The 18,565-nt window shown below is 70.4% G+C and carries 14 protein-coding genes; 8 read left to right on the top strand and 6 right to left on the bottom strand.

Going from position 1 to position 18,565, the window contains the following annotated elements:
- The first annotated feature begins 95 nt into the window (after positions 1 to 95).
- Together AB0L91_RS04465 and AB0L91_RS04460 are read left to right on the top strand one after the other, a co-directional pair.
- Positions 96 to 1,571, top strand: a complete 1,476-nt coding sequence (locus AB0L91_RS04465; RefSeq protein ID WP_365007236.1) for an MFS transporter — start codon at positions 96 to 98, stop codon at positions 1,569 to 1,571.
- 61 nt (positions 1,572 to 1,632) lie between these two features.
- On the top strand, positions 1,633 to 2,655 hold the full coding sequence (locus AB0L91_RS04460; protein ID WP_365007235.1) for an acyl-CoA desaturase: 1,023 nt from the start codon (positions 1,633 to 1,635) through the stop codon (positions 2,653 to 2,655).
- Between the two features lie 36 nt (positions 2,656 to 2,691).
- Here AB0L91_RS04460 and AB0L91_RS04455 read toward each other — a convergent pair whose 3' ends face one another.
- Both AB0L91_RS04455 and AB0L91_RS04450 read right to left on the bottom strand, forming a co-directional pair.
- Entirely contained in the window at positions 2,692 to 5,217 is a 2,526-nt protein-coding gene (locus AB0L91_RS04455; RefSeq protein WP_365007234.1) for a polynucleotide kinase-phosphatase, read from the bottom strand.
- Positions 5,218 to 5,220: 3 nt separating this feature from the next.
- Positions 5,221 to 6,597 (bottom strand): 3' terminal RNA ribose 2'-O-methyltransferase Hen1, encoded by a 1,377-nt coding sequence (locus AB0L91_RS04450; RefSeq protein WP_365007233.1) that lies wholly within the window; start codon positions 6,595 to 6,597, stop codon positions 5,221 to 5,223.
- Positions 6,598 to 6,729: 132 nt separating this feature from the next.
- Between AB0L91_RS04450 and AB0L91_RS04445 the strand changes: the two genes are divergently transcribed.
- Positions 6,730 to 7,113, top strand: coding sequence for a DUF1304 domain-containing protein (locus tag AB0L91_RS04445; protein ID WP_365007232.1), 384 nt, complete (start codon positions 6,730 to 6,732; stop codon positions 7,111 to 7,113).
- 15 nt (positions 7,114 to 7,128) lie between these two features.
- Here the strand turns inward: AB0L91_RS04445 and AB0L91_RS04440 are convergent, their stop codons facing one another.
- The 3 genes from AB0L91_RS04440 to AB0L91_RS04430 form a co-directional block, all read right to left on the bottom strand.
- Positions 7,129 to 10,026 (bottom strand): UPF0182 family protein, encoded by a 2,898-nt coding sequence (locus tag AB0L91_RS04440; RefSeq protein ID WP_365007231.1) that lies wholly within the window; start codon positions 10,024 to 10,026, stop codon positions 7,129 to 7,131.
- Between the two features lie 78 nt (positions 10,027 to 10,104).
- Complete coding sequence (locus AB0L91_RS04435) at positions 10,105 to 11,451, bottom strand: permease prefix domain 1-containing protein (protein ID WP_365007230.1); 1,347 nt, start codon at positions 11,449 to 11,451, stop codon at positions 10,105 to 10,107.
- Positions 11,451 to 11,813 carry a PadR family transcriptional regulator gene (locus AB0L91_RS04430; protein WP_365007229.1) on the bottom strand — a complete coding sequence of 121 codons (363 nt, stop codon included), beginning with the start codon at positions 11,811 to 11,813 and terminating at the stop codon, positions 11,451 to 11,453. The genes AB0L91_RS04435 and AB0L91_RS04430 overlap by 1 nt, the downstream gene beginning before the upstream one ends.
- Before the next feature lie 146 nt (positions 11,814 to 11,959).
- Here AB0L91_RS04430 and AB0L91_RS04425 point away from each other — a divergent pair, with 146 nt between their 5' ends.
- Both AB0L91_RS04425 and AB0L91_RS04420 read left to right on the top strand, forming a co-directional pair.
- Positions 11,960 to 12,430: a hypothetical protein gene (locus AB0L91_RS04425; protein ID WP_355282927.1), complete on the top strand. Its 471-nt coding sequence runs from the start codon at positions 11,960 to 11,962 to the stop codon at positions 12,428 to 12,430.
- Positions 12,431 to 12,682: 252 nt separating this feature from the next.
- Complete coding sequence (locus AB0L91_RS04420; protein ID WP_365007228.1) at positions 12,683 to 13,369, top strand: LppP/LprE family lipoprotein; 687 nt, start codon at positions 12,683 to 12,685, stop codon at positions 13,367 to 13,369.
- Here AB0L91_RS04420 and AB0L91_RS04415 read toward each other — a convergent pair.
- Positions 13,366 to 14,502, bottom strand: coding sequence for a metallophosphoesterase (locus tag AB0L91_RS04415; protein WP_365007227.1), 1,137 nt, complete (start codon positions 14,500 to 14,502; stop codon positions 13,366 to 13,368). The two genes, AB0L91_RS04420 and AB0L91_RS04415, sit on opposite strands and share 4 nt — an antisense overlap.
- Before the next feature lie 110 nt (positions 14,503 to 14,612).
- On the opposite strand from AB0L91_RS04415, the gene AB0L91_RS04410 reads away from it, so the two are divergent.
- The 3 genes from AB0L91_RS04410 (at position 14,613) to AB0L91_RS04400 (ending at position 18,532) form a co-directional block, all read left to right on the top strand.
- Positions 14,613 to 15,482: a PHB depolymerase family esterase gene (locus AB0L91_RS04410; protein ID WP_365007226.1), complete on the top strand. Its 870-nt coding sequence runs from the start codon at positions 14,613 to 14,615 to the stop codon at positions 15,480 to 15,482.
- A 62-nt stretch (positions 15,483 to 15,544) separates the two neighbouring features.
- Positions 15,545 to 17,203, top strand: coding sequence for a serine/threonine-protein kinase (locus AB0L91_RS04405; RefSeq protein WP_365011177.1), 1,659 nt, complete (start codon positions 15,545 to 15,547; stop codon positions 17,201 to 17,203).
- A 222-nt stretch (positions 17,204 to 17,425) separates the two neighbouring features.
- On the top strand, positions 17,426 to 18,532 hold the full coding sequence (locus tag AB0L91_RS04400) for an alpha/beta hydrolase-fold protein (RefSeq protein ID WP_365007225.1): 1,107 nt from the start codon (positions 17,426 to 17,428) through the stop codon (positions 18,530 to 18,532).
- Positions 18,533 to 18,565: the final 33 nt, after the last annotated feature.

Genomic DNA, 18,565 nt, shown 5'->3' with positions numbered 1-18,565 from the left:
GCCAGTAACCTGTGCCCGTGAGACCGATGGACACAGCGCCGGGGACACCGGCGCGGCCGGGAGTCGCTCTGGCAGCAGTCGTGGCAGTGGTGTTCGTGACCTTCTTGGACACCACCGTGGTCAGCGTTGCGCTCGGCGATATCCGACGTGAGTTGAGTACCGATGTGACCCTGCTGCAGTGGGTGGTCAACGCCTACACGGTGGTCTTCGCCGGACTGATGTTGGCGGGCGGATCGCTCGGTGACCGGTGGGGGCGCAAGAAGGTGATGATCGTCGGCCTGGTGATCTTCTGCGCCGGATCGGTGGTCTCCGCGCTCGCGAGCAGCGTCGCGCTGCTCATCGCGGGCCGCGCGATCATGGGCCTCGGCGCCGCGGCCTCGGAGCCGGGCACCCTGTCGGTGCTGCGCCATATCTTCCCCGGTGAACGCTCGCGGGCCAAGGCGGTCGGCGTGTGGGCGGCGGTGTCCGGCCTCGCGCTGGCGGCGGGACCGGTGCTCGGCGGTGTGCTGGTCGACCTGTACGGATGGCGGTCGATCTTCTGGTTCAACCTGGTGATCGGCGCGGTGGCGATGATCGTCGCGCTGTGGGCGGTCCCGGAGAGTTCTGATCCGCGGCAGGAGCCCGTCGATTGGGCCGGTGCCGTGCTCAGCGCGACGGCGTTCGGCGCGCTGGTCTACGCCGCGACCGTCGGCCAGGACCGGGGCTATACCTCGCCGTCGGTGCTGGGGCTGTTCGCGCTCGGCGGGGCCGCGCTGATCGCGTTCGTGCTCGTCGAGAAACGGGTGCGGGCTCCGCTGCTCGATTTCCGGTACCTGAAGGTGCCCGCGGTGCGCAGCGCGCTGGTGGTCGCCTTCGCCGTCTACTTCGGCATCTTCTCGATCTTCTTCTTCACCGCGCTGTATCTGCAGGTGATGCAGTCGTATTCGGCCGCGCGCACGGCGGCGGTCTTCGTGCCGATGGCCGTGACAATCGTGATCGGCTCGCTGGTGGCGGGCTACTGGGTGTCGCGGCGCGGGGCACGCGTCCCGATGATCCTCGGATGCGTGCTCGGCGCGGGCGGCATCCTGCTGACCCGCCAGGCGCTGTCGGGGACGCTGCACGATCCGTGGATCGCCGCGGCGATGGGCGTGGCCGGGCTCGGCTTCGGCATCGCGGTGGTGCCGCTGACCTCGGCGGTGATGTCGGGTGTCCCGGCGGAGCATTCGGGCATGGCGGCCGCGGTGACCAATACGATGCGCCAGGTCGGCTCGGCGTTCGGTGTCGCCGTGCTCGGTGTGCTGGTTAGCTCGTTCCTCACCGCGGATCTGAAGAAGAAGATGGACGCGCTGGGCCTGCCCACCTCGTTGCAGCCCGACGCCATCCAGGCGGTGGAGCGCGGTCGCATTCCCGAAGGCGTCGACATCGGGCCGTACCTGAAGTACCTGTCGAAGGTGTCGGAGGTGCTCAACGAGGGCAAGGTGGCCTTCCATCACGGGCTGGACGTGGCCCTGGTGGTGTCGGCGGTGCTGATCCTGGCCGCGGCGGCGTTCACGGCGCTGGATACCGGCCGATCCCGCTCCGACGTGACCTAGTCCATCTCGGCAGATGCGCCGAGTTCACCTGGCGGTGGCCTGGATCCGTCATGCTGGTGCGGTGGTAGCTGTTTCTGATGTCGCCCCGGTGCGCGGCAGCGAGTATTCGATCTTGTTGCGCCGGATCAGGGCGGCCGGCCTGTTGGACCGTGACCTGCGGTACTACGGGTGGAAGAGCGCGCTCACCGCGGCGGCGTTCCTCGGCGGGTGGGCGGCGCTCGTCGCCGTCGGAGATTCCTGGTGGGCGTTGGGAATCGGGGTGTTCCTGGCCGCGGTGTTCGCGCAGATCGCGTTCCTCGGACACGACGCGGGACACAAGCAGATCTTCGCGGGCCGCCGCGCCAACTACCTGTACGGCCTGATCGCGGGCAACCTCGCGATCGGGCTGAGCATCGGCTGGTGGACCAGCAATCACAATCGCCACCACGCCCACCCCAACACCGAGGGCGCCGATCCCGACGCCATGGGTGTCTTGGCGTTCTCCGCGGAGCGGGCCAGGGCCGGAAAAGGCTGGCGGCGGTTCGTCTTCCGCTACCAAGCCTGGCTGTTCTTCCCACTGCTGCTGCTCGAGGGCGGCAGTCTGCACTTCGCCAGCGTGCGGGCGGTCTTCCGCTGGCCGATCCCGAACCGGGTCACCGAGGGCCTGCTGCTGGCCGCGCACGCGGGCGCGTATCTCGGCACGGTCTTCCTGGTGCTCTCGCCGGGGAAGGCGCTGGCGTTCATCGCCGTTCAGCAGGGACTGTTCGGCCTCTATATGGGCTGCACCTTCGCCCCCAATCACAAGGGGATGGAAGTCCTGCCCGAGGGCGACAACACCGACTTCCTCCGGCGCCAGGTCCTCACCTCCCGCAATGTCCGCGGCGGCTTTCTCGTCGACACGGCCCTGGGCGGCCTGAACTACCAGATCGAGCACCACCTGTTCCCGTCCATGCCCCGCTCCCACCTGCACCGAGCCCAGCCCGTCGTCGCGGACTTCTGCGCCGAGATCGGTGTCCCGTACTGCGAGACCTCTCTGCTCGAGTCGTACGCCCAGGCCCTGGGCCACCTCGATGAGGTCGGCCGCCAGGTCGACCTCGTCGGCTAGCCGCCCGCACCCGATCGGCGCGGGCGGCCGCGCCGATCAGAGCCGGGGGTCGGTGGGCTCGGACTCCACCGCCAGGATCGCGAACACCAGTTCGTGCACGCGCCACAGCGGCTCGCCGGCGGCCACGGCGTCGAGCGCCGCGAGCCCGAGTCCGTGTTCGCGCATCGCGAGACCACGCTTGCGGCTCAGGGTCCGGTCGCGCAGGCGCTCGAGGTGTTCGGGCACGGTGTAGTCGGGACCGTAGATGATCCGAAGGTATTCGCGGCCACGGCATTTGATCCCGGGCTGGACGAGCTTGCCTTTGGCCCGGTGCCCCAGCCCGGCGTACGGCTTGATGACCATGCCCTCGCCGCCCGCCTCGGTCAGCGCCAGCCACCAGGTGGTGGCCTCGGCCTCGGTGACCGGATCGGACAGGTCGACGACCCGGCGTTCGGTGTGCCGGAACGTCTCCGGGTCGGCGGCCACGAGTCGATCGCAGACATCGAGGTGCCAGCCGTGGTCGCGCCCGGCGAAACTCGCGCCCTCGGCCGCGAGCAGCGCGAAGGGCGCGATCCGGAGGCCGTCGAGATCGGTGGTCGGCCAGCAGTATCGCCGGTAGGCGGTGGTGAAGTCGGCCGCGGTGTCCGCGCGCGCGGCGGTGCGGGCCCGCAGGTCACCGAGGTCGAGTCCGCGCGCGAGACCGGCATTCAGGGCGTCGACCGCCGCGGGCAGGGCCGCCCGCGCCGCCGCACCCATCGCCGCGTACTGGGTGCGGATCAGCCCGCCCGCCTTGGCCGACCACGGCAGGAGCTCGCAATCCAGGAGCAGCCAGCCGGTGTCGAGTTCGTCGAAAAGCGGTGTGGCGGCGGCCCGGACGCGCTCGAGCAGTGCTTCGATCAGCGCCGCGTCGGTGAAGAACGACCGGCCGGTGCGGGTGTAGATCGCGCCGGAGCAGCCGTCGGTCACGCCGAAACGGTCCGCCGCCGTCGCCTGATCGCGGCAGACGAGCACGACCGCGCGCGAGCCCATGTGCTTCTCCTCGCACACCACCCGGTCGACGCCCGCCGCGCGATAGTCGGCGAACGCCTCGGTCGGGTATTCCAGGTAGCCCTCGACCGTCGAGGTCGACGGCGGTGACATGGTCGGCGGCAGCCACAGCAGCAGCCGCGGATCGATGGCGAAGCGGCTCATCACTTCCAGCGCGGCGGCGGCGTTCTCGGCCTCCACGAGCACGGTGCCGTAGTCGGTGCGCAGGTGCTTGCGGCCGGTGACATCGGCGAGATCGAGGGTGTCGCCGGCGCGGGCGGCACCGGTGTCGCCGATCGGCTTGACCGGTGCGTAGTGCACCCGCTCGGCGCGCACGGCCACGAACGTCTTCTCCGGATAGCGCAGCGCGGTCAGCTCGCCGCCGAACACCGCGCCGGTGTCCAGGCAGACGGTGTTGTTGATCCACTCCACCTTCGGGGTCGGCACGTGGCCGTAGACGACCATGGCCGAGCCGCGATAGTCGCGCGCCCACGGATACCGGACCGGAAGCCCGTATTCGTCTGTCTCACCGGTGGATTCGCCGTAGAGGCAGAAGTCGCGGACGCGGCTGGAGGCCCGGCCGTGGTACTCCTGCTTGAGTCCGGCGTGCGCCACCACCAGCCGCCCGCCGTCGAGGCGCAGGTGACTGACCAGCTTGTCGATCCACCGCGCGGCGGACTCGACGAACTCCGGCGGCTCGGCCGCCAGCTGCTCCAGCGTCTCGGCCAGCCCGTGCGACACCGTGACATCGCGGCCGCGCAGCTTCCTGAGCAGCTTCTGCTCGTGATTGCCCGGAACGCACAGCGCGGCACCGCTCGCGGTCATCCCCATCACCAGCCGCAGCACACCGGGGGAGTCGGGACCGCGATCGACGAGATCACCGACGAACACCGCCTGGCGGCCCGTCGGGTGGGTGGCGTCGACGGCCCGGCCCGCTTCGTCGCGGATCAGCTGCCAGCCGAGTTCGCCCAGCAGGCTCTCCAGCTCGGCCCGGCAGCCGTGCACATCGCCGATGATGTCGAACGGACCGGTGAGCTCGCGGCGGTCGTTCCACGCCCGCTCGTAGGTGATGGTGACGTCGGCCGGATCGGTGACGACGTGCACCTTGCGGAAACCCTCGCGGCCGAGGTGCCGTAGCGATCGGCGCAGGTCCTGGCTCTGTCGCCGCAGCACCTGGCGGCCGAAGTCGCGGTCGTCGCGATCCTTGGTCCGCTCCCACGCGACGGCCTCGGGCGTATCGATGACGATCGCGACCGGCAGCACATCGAATGACCGTGCGAGCGCGACCAAGGCGGCCCGCGCGTGCTTCTGCACATTCGTCGCGTCGACGACGACCCGTCGCCCGGCGCGCAACCGGATCCCGGCGATGTGGCCGAGCGCGTCGAAGGCGTCCGCGGTCGCGGACTGGTCGTTCTCGTCGTCGGCGACCAGGGCGCGGAAGAAGTCCGACGACAGCACCTCGGTGGGCGCGAAGTGCTCGCGGGCGAAGGTGGACTTGCCGGAACCGGAGATGCCGATCAGCGCCACCAGGGACAGTTCGGGAAGGTCGATGTGCATGGGTCAGGCCTTCCGGAAGAGCGCGAGCTGGGTGGGGGCGCCGAGGTCGGCGTCGAGGTCGCCGACGGGACGGAGCTCGGCCGTGTAGCCGAACGTGGCGGCGACGCGGGCGGTCCAGGCGGCGAATTCCGCACGGGTCCACTCGAATCGGTGATCGTCGTGGCGGTGCCCGTCGAGCGTCTCGTAGCGCGCGTTGTACTCGACGTTCGGCGTCGTCACGATGACGGCGCCGGGTGCGGCGTGCCCGAAGACGGCGCGTTCGAGCGCGGGCAGGCGCGCCTCGTCGACGTGCTCGATCACCTCCATGAGGACGGCGGCGTCGAAGCCGCGCAGCCGGTCGTCGTGGTAGGTCAGCGCCGACTGGAGCACCGAGATCCGGGCCCGCTGCCGATCCGACATCCGGTCGAAGCGCAGGCGGCGTTCGGCGATGCTCAGCGCCGCGCTGGAGACATCGGCGCCGACGATCTCGGTGTAGCGGTGGTCGGCCTCCAACGCCAGCAGCAACGCGCCGGGGCCGCAGCCGAGATCGAGGACGCGGGTGGCGCCGGTCTCGGCGAGGGCGGCCAGGACGGCCTCCTTGCGCAGCTGGACCAGCGGTGCGCGGCGCTCGACGGCGTCGGTGTCGGACGTCGCGTCGTCGACCTGGTCGTCCACCGAGCGCAGGCGTTCCAGTGCGGTCTGGGTGAGCGAGCGGCGCCCGGCCAGGTACCGGCGGGCGATCAGCTCCCGCTCCGGGTGCTCGCCGAGCCAGCCGTCGCCCGCGCGCAGCAGCTTGTCGACCTCGTCTTCGGACACCCAGTAGTGCTTGGCGTCGTCGAGCACCGGGAGCAGGACGTAGAGGTGGTTCAGCGCGGCGGACAGGCGCAGCGTGCCGGTCAGCCGGAGGTGGACATACGGTGACTCGCCCCAGTCCGGGAACTCCGGGTCCAGGGGCGCGGTCGCCGTGGCGACGGTCCAGCCCAGCGGCGCGAACAGGCGCTCGACGAGGTCGGCGCCGGCCCGGCACGGGACGGCGGGCACGTCGATCTCCAACGGGATCGCCGTCGTCGCCAATTCGGCGCGGTCCCGGCTCGTCCCGTTGAGCGCCGACCGGAACACCTTGCCCAGCGCCACCGCCAGCAGGCTCGACGCCACATAGGGCCGGTCGTTGACATAGCGGCCGAGGGCGAACCCGTGGTGGCCCTTGGCCGGACGCGCCAGCTCCACCGGGTCCACCTCGAGCAGCAGCGCCACCGTGCAGCGGTCGGGGTCGGACTGCGGGTAGAAGACATGTGCCGTGCCACCGGTCGTCGCGAAGGACTGCACGCGGTCGGGGTGTTTGACCAGCAGGTACCCGAGATCGGTCGCCGGTGTGTGGGTGGTGGAGATCGTCAACAGCACACACCGATCCTGTCATGGCGGGCCAGTGGTTTTCCGGGGCGAGAACCGGCCCGGCGACCCGGTCGGCGGTGCGGTGGTGGGTGATAATCGCGGCGAGCTCGGCGTGGGCCGGGCCGGTCGGAAGGTGGCGCGATGACGGCGGTGGCGTTGGTGTTCGTCGGGGTCGCTGTGCTGTTGCACGGGTACATCTTCGTGATGGAGTCGCTGCAGTGGACCAGTCCGCGGACCAGGGCGACGTTCGGGATCACGGCGGAGCAGGCCGAGGCGACCAAGGAGATGGCGTTCAATCAGGGGTTCTACAACCTGTTTCTCGCGATCGTCGCCGCGGTCGGCATGGGGTTCACCGCGTTCGGCGACGCCGGGATCGGGCTGGCGCTGGTGCTGGCCGGCGCCGGGTCGATGGTGGCGGCGGGGGTGGTGCTGCTGGTGTCGTCGCCGGACAAGGCGCGGGCCGCGCTGATCCAGCTGGTGCCGCCGCTGATCGGTTGTGCCGCGCTGGTGCTCGCCCGGCTCTGAGCCGGGCGCGCGCGGTCACCGGCCGGGACCGCGCAGGATGCCGAGCTGCTGTTCGAGCCGTTCCAGCGCGGCCCTGGCCGCCTCGAGTTCGGCTTCGATGCGGGCGATGGCTTCCTCGTCCAGCGGCGCTTCGGTGGCCGACGGTGGCGGCGGGGCCTGCGCCGGTGGACGACGGCCAGGGGGCGGCGGGGCGCCGGGGCCGCCGCCGGGCGCGGTGGCGAGATCGCCGGTGGCCGGGCCGTAGACCTGGTCGAGGGCCTCGGCCAGGGTCGGCGCGTAGCCGACCCGGACGCCACCGGTGCCGGGCTCGCGGTAGCTCACCAGCACGCGGGCCAGCTGCGGGAACGTCGACCCGTTGGGTGCCGTCGAGATCCGTTCGGTGAACAGCGGTTCCACGTACAGCACGCCGCCGTCGGCGATCGGCAGGGTGAGCAGGTTGCCGTACTGGATGCGGTTGGAGCGTTCCAGCAGGGTGCGTTCGGAGGCCACCCTGGTATCGGAGATCATCGAGTTCTGGATCTGCTGCGGGCCCTGGGTGAGGGTGTCGGTGGGCAGCTGGAGAATGCTGAACTCGCCGTAGTTCTCCGGGTCGGAATGCACGGAGATGTAGGCGGAGAGGAACTCTCGCCGGAAGCCGACCATCGCACCGGCCAGCCGGAACGAGGCGTCGGCGGTGCCTGGGTCGCCGACCAGCACGTAGAACGGGGCCTGGTGCGGGTTGCTCTCGACGGTCGGGTCGCTGGGCACCGACCAGAACGCGTTGTTGGTGAAGAACTCTCGCGGTTCGTCCACGTGGTAGCGAGCGAGCATGTCGCGCTGGATGACGAAAAGGTCCTCGGGATAACGGAAGTGGGCGCGCAGCTCGTCACCGATCGCCGACGGTGGCTGGACGGTGCCCGGGAAGACCCGCATCCAGGCGGCCAGGATCGGGTCCTGCTCGTCGACCTGGTACAGCGTCACCGTGCCGTCGTAGGCGTCGACGGTGGCCTTGACCGAGTTGCGGATGTAGGAGATCTCCCCTGGCTCCCGCAGTCCCTGGTCCTCGCCGACGGACAGGGCCTCGAGCGAGCTGCGCGCGGCGTAGGGGTAGCCGTCGATCGTGGTGTAGGCGTCCACGATCCAGACGATGCGGCCGCCGACGACGGCGGGGTAGGGATTGTTGTCGATGGTCAGCCAGGGCGCGACCCGCTCGACCCGCTTGCCCGGATCGCGGTGGAAGATGATCTTGGAGTCGGCGCCGATCGCCGTCGAGAACACGATGTTGCGTTCGGTGTAGACGGTGGCGAAGGCGAGCCGGTTCAGCCAGTTCCCGATCGGGACACCGCCCTTGCCCGCGTAGGTGTATTTGGTGCTGTCGGTGTCGTATTCGCGCGGTTCGGTGCCGCCGCCGACGATGGCGTAGTCCGGATCGCCCCTCGCGATCACCTCGCCGTAGTAGATCCGGGGCTGCTCGACCGGGATCACCTGGTGCCCGGCGTGCTGGGTGGCGATATCGCTGACCGCGTAGATCGGGTAGCCGCTGTTGCCCGCGGCGCTGTCGCTCGCCGCGTCGACGACCGCCGCGTTGACCCGGTTCGCCGGGGCGGCGACGAACCCGTCCCCGTGGGTGTAGACGGTGTGCCGGTTGACCCAGTGTCCCTGGTTGCCGCTGAGCGCGGCGGGGGTGAGTTCCCTGGCGGTGACCACGTAGTCGCGCAGCTGTCCGTCGATGCGATAGCGGTCCAGGTCCAGGTTGTCGGGGAAGCTGTAGAAGTTCTTGAGCTGCTGCTGCTGGGTGAAGGTACGCGAGAGCACGTGCGGGTCGAGCAGGCGCAGGTTGGCGATCGTGGTGGCGTCGGCGGGGACCTCCGGCGGCGGTGCGGTGCCGACGCCGGGATAGGGCTGGTAGTGCACCCGATCCTCGCCGATGCCGTAGGCCTGCCTGGTCGCGGCGATATTGCGCTCGATGTAGGGGCTCTCCAGGTCGGCGGCGTTGGGGCGCACCGAGAACTGCTCGACGACCAGCGGCCACACCCCGCCCGCCACGATCGACGACAGCAACAGCAGGGTGGCGGCCATCGCGGGCACCCGCAGATCGCGCACCACCACCGCGGAGAACACCGCGGCGGCGCAGATCAGCGCGATGGCGAACATTATGAAGCGGGCGGGCAGCACGGCGTTGATGTCGGTGTAGCCCGCGCCGGCGAAGGTCGGCTCCCGCCGCCCGCTCGACAGCAGGGCGTAGCGGTCCAGCCAGTACGCGCCCGCCTTCAGCACGAAGAACAGCCCGGCCAGCACCGCGAGCTGGCAGCGGGCCGCGACCGTGATCCCGATCGACTTCCCGGACAGCCGCACCCCGCCGAACAGATAGTGGGTCGCCAGGCAGGCCAGGAACACGACGAACACGATGACGAACAGCCAGCTGAGCACGAGCCGGTAGAACGGCAGGTCGAAGACGTAGAACCCCACGTCGAGATCGAACTGGGGGTCGCGCGCGCCGAAGGACCCACCGCGCAGGAACAGCTGCACCGTCTGCCATCGTGACTGCCCGGCCAGCCCGCAGATGAAGCCGAAGACCGCGGCGATGCCGAGCCCGAATCGCAGCGGATAGCGGCCCACCACGGTGCGGTAGGGCGTGATCGGGTCGTCGTCGCGCCCGCCGGGGAAGAAGGCCGGGCGGGACCGGTAGGCCAGCCACAGGGCCGTGAACAGGGCGCCGCCGAGGATCATCGCGATCACCACGAACAGCGTGAGCCGGGTGAGCAGCACCGTCGACCACACGCTGCGATAGCCGACCTCGCCGAACCACAGCCAGTTGACGTAGACGCCGATCAGCCGGGGCACGAGCAGCAGGGACAGAAAGGCCACCGCGACTGCCGTCAGCAGCAGTCGCCACTTCCTCGGTATCCGCTCGGACCCGTCACCAGCGCTCATCCGCCACTCCCGTGGACCGCGGCGCCGGGCACGCCGGCGCCGCGTGCATTCCCCGAGTCTACTCGCGGCGCTGCGGCCTCAGACGAAGTCGAAGACGGGCGGAACGGTGACCACGACGAAGGCGGCCCAGACCCCGTACACGGGCAGATAGCGGGTCTGCCAGCGTTCCAGGTCGGCGAATCCCTGTCGCCCGCGCAGGAATCCGAGGCCGAGCCGCACCGACCACGCCAGGTTCACCAGCAGCACGACATTCAGCCCGAGCGCGACGACCTTGTTCGGCGATGACCCGAACTCGGCGATGCGGGTGAGCATGGCGGTCAGCATCACCACGTCGACGGCGAGGGCGCACAGCACCAGCACCAACTGCACCCGGTCGAAGAAGCCGGGCGGGGCCAGCGGGTCGCGCGCCGAGATCGAGTACAGCAGCAGGCCGAGGACCAGCACCAGGATCAGGTCCATCAGGATGAGCAGGGTGCGGTCGACGTCGATCACGCTGCGGGTGGTCGCGAACGCGGCGAGCAGGGCGACCAGCATGAGGATGGTCAGCGGGGTGAACACCCGGGTGAGCACGGGCGCGATGTTCTCCACGACGTTCTGCTTGGCCTCGACCAGCCAGGCCGCGACGATCACCGCGCCCGCGACGCCGAACGGCAGCACCCAGTCCTCGATGACCGGTTCGATATCCAGATCCAGCGTGCCGAACGCGCCGACCGTCAACCCGATCAGCACGCCGCCGCCCAGGGCCAGCAGGGTCAGGTAGACGAACCATTCGCCGGTGAACCGGATGAAATCCATGCGGCGCCGGTCCGATCGCCAGTCACCGCCGACATACGCCAGACCGATCACGAACCACAGCGCGATCGGCGCGTGGATCGCGGCGATCACCTCGGTCGCGCCCTCGGGCTCGAAGGGGTACAGGTTCAGCACCAGCGCGACGAGCGCGAACGGGACGGCCAGCGCGATCGCGACCCGTGCCATCACCTGCCGCTTCCACGCGAAATACGCGGCGAGGAAGGGGAGTACGAGCAGCGCGGCGTTGACGCCGACCGCCGACCCGTGCAGCCAGGCGAAGCCCGCCTTCAGCGACAGGGCCGCACCGACCGCGAGCGCCAGGACGACCACCAGTTCCCGATTCCGTTGTCGCCCGGTCGTGTCGGCCTCGGCGGGCACCAGGACCAGCTGCTTCCACAGTCTTTCGGAATGCTCGAGCGCGAACTCGCGGGACAGCGCGTCGAGGCTGCCCATCCGCTTCACCGCGACCAGGAACGCCTCGTCCTCGTCCAGACCCGCGTCCTGGAGGGACGAGACCTGTTCGCGCAGATGGTCTTCCATCTCGTCGACGTCGGCGACCGAGATCGCGCGGTGGCGCTGGACGTAGCCGCGCCACTGCTCGATATTGGCCTGGAGCTGTGTCTCGGCGTCCATCACGCCCATCCTTTCGCCACGCTGGGGTGGGTCGTGGCGTCGCGCCAGACCTGGTCGAGCGCCTCGGCGACGACGGCCCACTGCGCGCGCCGCTCGGCGAGTGCGGCTCGGCCCGACTCGGTGATCAGGTAGTGCTTGCGCCGTCGCCCGCTGTCGGCGGTGCGCCAGGCCGAGGTCACGTGGCCCTGCCGTTCCAGGCGGTGCAGCAGGGGGTAGAGCATGCCGTCGGTCCACTGCATGCGGCCCCGGGACAGGTGGTTCACCTGCTCCAGAATCGCGTACCCGTACGACTCGCCCTCGGCGAGAATCCCGAGTACCAGTGGGGTCGCCGAGGCCGCCACCAGGTCTTTGTCGATCCGCATCGGACTCCTATACCTAGAACCGCTAGGTCATAACCTAGCAGACCTAGGTATAGCGCGTGTCGGACCTCGAAGGATGCTTTCATTCAGTAACAATGTGCCGTCCCGGTCGGATACGGGGGTGATACGACACGAGTGGAAGGATCTGTATGACTATGCGAGTGAGGTCCACGATCGCCGGTCTCGCGGCGGGCGTCGCGGTGGTGGCGGGGACGATGGTCGCGGGCGCCGGGGCGGCGAACGCGCTGCCGAGCAGCCTGGTCGGCATCAACTGCCTCGGGCTGAGTCCGAATATCGTCGATGTGCCCTACAGCAACCAGGTGATCGTCTCCTACCTGTACGACCAGTCGGGGCTGCCGTCGTTCACCGTGCATTCCGGCGCCAGCATCTGGGGCTACCAGACCCACCCCACGCTGACCTGGACCAATCTGGCCACCGGGGCGTCGGGCTCGCTGACCGGGCACACGAACATCTCGTCGTTCTTCGGCACCGGCGGCACGGTGTACTTCACCGACGTGCCGACCGGGACCGGGCCGGTGCGCATCGACCTGTCGGTCGTCAACACCGGTCCCGTGCCGGTGCCGGTCGTGACCTGTTCGGGGACCACCGACATCGTCTGAACCGGCATCTGGTCGACCCGACTCCGGCCGGGGGTGCGCTGCGCCCCCGGCCGGAGCTGTGCGTGGCGCCGCCCCGGCTCGGTCCCTGTCCGCCGCACGGCATTTCGGGTTCGCCGCGGGATTTCCTTAGCAAGGGTGACGATTTCGCACCCTAGGGTGATGATCGCCGATTTTCGCCTAACAGGGCTGTTCAGGGTCCCGATGGAGTCAGCAGAACGCGCGACCGGCGCGGCGGACGAGGAGTCGAGAACCATGAAGAACGCAGTTCGGATGAGCGCGCTGATCGCCATCGCCACGGCGGCGGTGGCAGGGTGTAACGCGGAGAACGGTTCGGCCGCTTCGCCGTCGACGAGCCGGGCGACGACCACGGTCGCCGCGAGCGCGCCGCAGACGCCGGGCGAGCAGCCGCGGGCGACCGAGGCGCCGGGTGGGAACGGGTTGTCCGGCGGGACCCAGGCACCGGTGGTGACCGAAGCGCCGCCCGTCACCGCGGCCCCCGGCACCACGAAACCGCAACCGGCCGACGACATCAGCGGACCGGGCCGCTGCATCGATCCCCAGTCGACCGGCGTGCGGAACGCGCTGGCGCGTCTCGACGGCAACTGGGTCGCCCAGCAGGCGTCGGCGGATCTACCCGGCCAGTGCGCCCAGTTGTTGTGGGTGCGCGCGGTCGGCGGCAACTCCGCGGGCGCGCCGATCCACGTGCTGTTCTTCCACGACGGAAAGTGGCTTGGCACAGCGACTTCCGAGGCGTACGCGTTCACCTCGGTGGTCGGCTACACCGACACCACCGTGACGGTCGAGTACAAGTGGCTCGCGGGCGACGAGCCCTTCGCCGCGCCGCAGGGCGGTCCGGTGGCGATCCACTACACCTGGAACGGCTCGAATGTCGTGATGAGCGGGCCACTGCCGAAGGAAGTGACCCAGCCGCACCGCTAGGCCGGTTCGGGGTGCAGCACCAGCACGGTGATCTCGCTGGGCGCGAACACCCGCAGCTGCGGACCCCAGAAACCGGTGCCGCGACTGGTGTAGAGCTGGGTGTTGTTCGCGTGCCTGCTCAGGCCGGCGACCACCGGCTGATCCAGCCGGACCAGGTAGTGGAACGGCCAGATCTGCCCGCCGTGGGTGTGCCCGGAGATCTGCAGCGCCACGCCCGCCGCGGCGCTGTCGGTGATCTGCTTGGGCTGATGGGCCAGCAGCATCACCGGCAGCGCGGGGTCGGCGCCGGCCAGCGCGGCGGGCAGGTCGGGACCGTGGCCGGGCAGACCGGCGCCGGTGGGGTCGTCGATCCCGGCGACGACCAGGCGAGCACCGTCGCGGTCGACGGTCCGGTGGGCGTTGTGCAGCGGTTGCCAGCCGAGCGAGGCCATGTGGTCGATCCAGCCCTGCGCGTCACCGAAGTACTCGTGGTTGCCGGTGATGTAGAAGCGGCCGAGCGGGGCCTCGACGCGGGCCAGCGGGTCGACCTGGGCGCGCCGCTTCACCACCGAACCATCCGCGAGATCACCCGCGTGGCAGGCGATATCGGGGCGTTGGGCATTGACCACATCGACCACCCGCTCGGACCAGCGCTGCCGGTCGAGCGCGGCGTAATGGGTGTCGGTGACGACCACGACGCGCAGTCCGTCCAGGCCGGCGGCCAGGCCGCGGATGGCGACGTCGACGGTGCGGACCCGCGGCACCCGGCGCGCCTCGTAGACACCCCAGGCGACCAGCGCGACCGAGACCGCCAGCACGCCGAGCGCCACGATCCGCGCGGCGAGTAGGCCCTCCACCCCGGCGACGGCCAGCCCGCCGCGCACGAAGACGCCCAGCACCGACCACGAGAACACCACCCAGAGCACCCCGAGCAGGGTGTCGCCGACGATCACCGCCGGATCGGACTGGGCCGGTCCGTGGCCGAGGAACATCGCGGCGGGTAGACACAGGTATCCGAGGACACACACCGCGGTCCCGGCCCAGAACAGCGGGCCGGTGCCGCCGGTGGGCGCCGCGACCAGCGTCCACCACGGCAGCGCGAACAGCACGGCCGGAATCAGCAGCATCAACATCAGGCGTACAGCGAATCTCACTCCGGTCCCGTCCTGCGCAGGGCCGCCGGGTGCGGTCGCGGCCACGAATAGATCATCCACACTAGCGCCGCCCCGTTGCCCGGCGGCGCGTCGACCGGTTCACTGGTGCCATGCGGATCGCCACGCTCGCCGCAGCGGCTGTCACGGTGGTACTGCTCGTCGCGGGCATCGTGCTGCTCCGCGGCGATCCTGGGACGGCGACGACCGGGAGCACCTCGCTGCACGAAGTCGGGCACGACGGCGGTACCCGGAGCTATCGCGTCTACCGGCCCGCCACACTGTCCGAGCCCGCTCCGCTGGTGGTGATGCTGCACGGCGGACTCGGTACCGGCGAGCTGGCGCAGCGCGGCGTCGGCTGGGACGCGGTGGCCGATGCCGAAGGGTTCGTCGTCGCCTATCCCGACGGTGTCGGCCGGGCGTGGAACGCCGGTGGCGGCTGCTGCGGCAACCCCGGCCGCACCGGCGTCGACGACGTGGGCTTCCTGACCGCGATGGTCGACGAGATCGCCCGCGCCCTGCCGATCGACCGCGCGCGGATCTACTTCACCGGGATGAGCAACGGCGCCATGATGGCGTACGCGATGGCGTGCCGCACCGCCCTCGCCGCCGCCGTCGGCGCGGTCGCGGGCACCCAGCTCGGCGACTGCGCGCAGCCCGACCCGGTCTCGGTGATGCATGTGCACGGCACCGACGACGAGAACATCCGCTACGACGGTGCGCCGGGCAGCGGTGTCGCGCGGATCGACGGGCCGTCGGTGCCGGAGCTGAACGGGTTCTGGCGGACGGTCGACGAGTGCGCGGCACCGGTGTCCACGTCGAGCGATCGGGTGACGACCCTGCGCGCCACCTGCCGCGACGGACGCGCGGTCGACCTCGTCACCGTGGCGGGCGCCGGGCACCGGTGGCCCGGCGCCGATGAGCACGGAGCGCTCGACGCGACCCGGATGATCTGGGACTTCTTCGCCGCGCACCACCGATGAACCGGCGCAGCGTGATCCGACCGGCGGCAGCGCCGGGGTCCAGCCGATAGCCTGACCGGGTGATGGAGTTCGGGCCGGGGGCGAGCCTCGCGGGGTATCGCATCGAACGCAGGCTCGGCGGTGGGGGCATGGGCGCGGTCTATCTGGCGCGACATCCCCGGCTGCCGCGCCACGACGCGCTGAAGGTGCTCGACGCGCGGCTCGCGGTGGAACCGACCTTCCGGGCCCGCTTCGAGCGGGAGGCCGATCTGGCCGCGCGCCTGCGGCATCCGAACGTGGTGCAGATCTTCGATCGCGGCGTCGACGGCGACCGGTTGTGGATCGCCATGCAGTTCGTCGACGGACTCGACGCGGCCCAGCTGCTGCGCCACGGCCTGGCGATCCTCACGCCCGCGCGCGCGGTGCGGATCGTCGTCGAGGCGGCCAAGGGCCTGGACTACGCGCATCGGCAGGGACTGCTGCATCGCGACATCAAACCGGCCAACCTGCTGATCGCCCGCGCCGACGACGGTGCCGACGAGGTGCTGGTCACCGATTTCGGGATCGCCCGCAGCATGGGCGAGACGACCAGCCTCACCTCGGCGGGCTCGGTGCTGGGCACCCTCGCCTACGCGGCGCCCGAACAGCTCGAAGGCGATCCGCTCGACGTCCGCACCGATGTGTACGCGCTCGGCGGCACCCTCTACGAGCTGCTCACCGGCTTCGTCCCGTTCCAGCGCGACAGTCCGGCCGCGATGATCAGCGCGCACCTGATCGAGGCGCCGCCGCGTCCGTCGGCGGGCAACCCGGCGCTGCCGCCGGCCATGGACGCGGTGATCGCGCGCGCCATGGCGAAGAATCCGCGCGACCGGTTCGCCTCCTGCGGCGAGCTCGCCGACGCGGCGGTGGCGGCGCTGGCCGGGACGATGCCCGACACCCCGCTGTCGGCGGAGACGCTGGTGTCACGGTCGGCCGAACTGCCGGTGCCGCCGGGCAAGCCCCGTTCGCGGGCGCGGACGATCCTGGTCGGCATCGGTGCGGCCGCCGCCGTCGCCGGGCTGACCGCGATCGCCGTGCTCACCGCCAAAGACCGTGTCTCGTCGGGTGATTCGAACGCGCCGGGCCCGACGCAGGCGGCGCAGATCGGCGCGGTCCCCGACAGCCCGACCGCGGCGACGGTGCTGCGCCCCTGGCTCGACGACGTGCGGGCAGGCGATACCGACGCGCTGATCCGCAAGTGCTGGACCCAATCACCCGTCGAGATCCCGCGCATGTACGGCGACGTTGACCAGATCACCGACGCGGTGCGCCGCCCCGGCATCCTCGGCCAATTCGGTCCGTACTGGCAGAACGACGTGCTGAAGGTGAGCCTGCGGCCCAGCGAGCTGCGCTCCGGCTACGGCTGCCCGATCGTCAGCGACCGGGCGGCGACGCGGCTCACCGATGAACAGGCCCGCTACACCGTCGAGCGCTACCTGAGCCGGGTGGTCGGCTACCCGGTGAACCCGGCCGACGTCGAGCCCGACTATCCGCTGCTGTGCACCGGCGCCCAGCCGGGCACCGCGCTGTCGGGGGTGCGGCGCTTCGACGACAAGGCGCTCACCGTGCGTGGTTCGACCGGCTCGGTCGTCACCGTCAGCGCGCCGGTGACCAGCGCCGATGGCGCCGCGAAGCAGGTGTATCTGACGCTCGACCACGGCACCGACGGATTCTGCATCTCCCGCGTCGACGCCACCGGGTGAGCGCGCGCGCCGAAGAGAACTGCGTCACATCGGTTTTCGATGTGCCCCTCGGATCGGGGGCGCGCTATGCTGCCCGGCAGGATCCGTCCGCAGGCTGTCGCGCCGCGGCCGGGTGGAGTGGGGAGCGGCGTGGCCGCACAACGGAAAGGTCCGAACACGATCATGCGTGGCGTAACTGTGGGAGGGGCGCAGGGGCGCCGACACCGCACGAGCAGACTCCTGGTGGGTGCCGCGGTGGCCGCCCTGCTGCCGTTCGGCGCGTCGGTGGCCGCGGTCGGGCCGGCGGCGGCCGACGCCGATCCGTCGGCGATCGATTTCCCGGTCGAGTCCTCCATGGGCACCATCAACACCCGCATCGTGCGGGCGGCCGACGGCAACACCGACCGGGTGGTCTACCTGCTCGACGGTGAACGCGCCGAGGACGACCTGAACGGCTGGGAGAAGCACACCGCCATCCCCGCCCAGATTGCCAAGTTCAACATCAATGTCGTGATGCCGGTCGGCGGCCAGTCCAGCTTCTACGCCGACTGGGACCAGCCGAGCAGCTTCAACGGCGTCAACCCCGACGGTTCCCTGCTGCCCAGCGCCGACTCCGGATCGGCCATCGGCGGCTGGGAGGACACCCAGGGCAAGACCAACACCTATCAGTGGGAAACCTTCATCACCGAGACCCTGCCGGACGCGCTGAAGTCCCGGCTGGGCTTCAGCGACACCCGCAACGGCGTGGTCGGGCTGTCCAGCGGTGGCAGCGCGGCCCTGCTGATGGCGGCCTACCACCCCGAGCAGTTCGTCTACGCCGGATCGCTGTCGGGCTATCTGCACATGTCGATGCCGGGCATGCGTGAGGCGCTGGCCGGGGCGATGATCGCCAGCGGCGGCTACAACATCGAGGCGATGGCGCCCGCGGGCAGTGAGAAGTGGAAGCGGATGGACCCCTACGGGTTCGCCGAGAAGCTGATCGCCAACAACACCCGCCTCTACATCTCCGCGGGCAGTGCCAAGCCCGCCGATCAGGACCTGTCCTCGATCGACGCGATCACCCAGGGCATGCCGCTCGAGGCGATCGCGCTGGCCAACACCCGCTCGTTCGAAAAGCGGATCACCGCACTGGGTTACACGAACGTCAGCTACGACTTCCCCGATATCGGCATCCACAACTGGGGCACCTGGGAGCAGGTCGCCATCCGGTTGATGCCGGATATGGCGCGCAATATCGGCAAGCCGCTGCCCGCGGGCGCGCCGCCCGCCGGTGGGGAACCGCCGGCCGGTGCGCCGGGTGGTCAGCCGCCCGCCGGTGGTCAGCCGCCCGCGGGCGAGCCGCCGAAGTAGTCTCTTCCCTGCGCGAAACCGCCGTTGCCTCCA

The organism is Nocardia sp. NPDC051833, from assembly GCF_040681225.1.
Classification (GTDB): domain Bacteria; phylum Actinomycetota; class Actinomycetes; order Mycobacteriales; family Mycobacteriaceae; genus Nocardia.
This window is presented reverse-complemented; position numbering and strand designations above follow the sequence as displayed.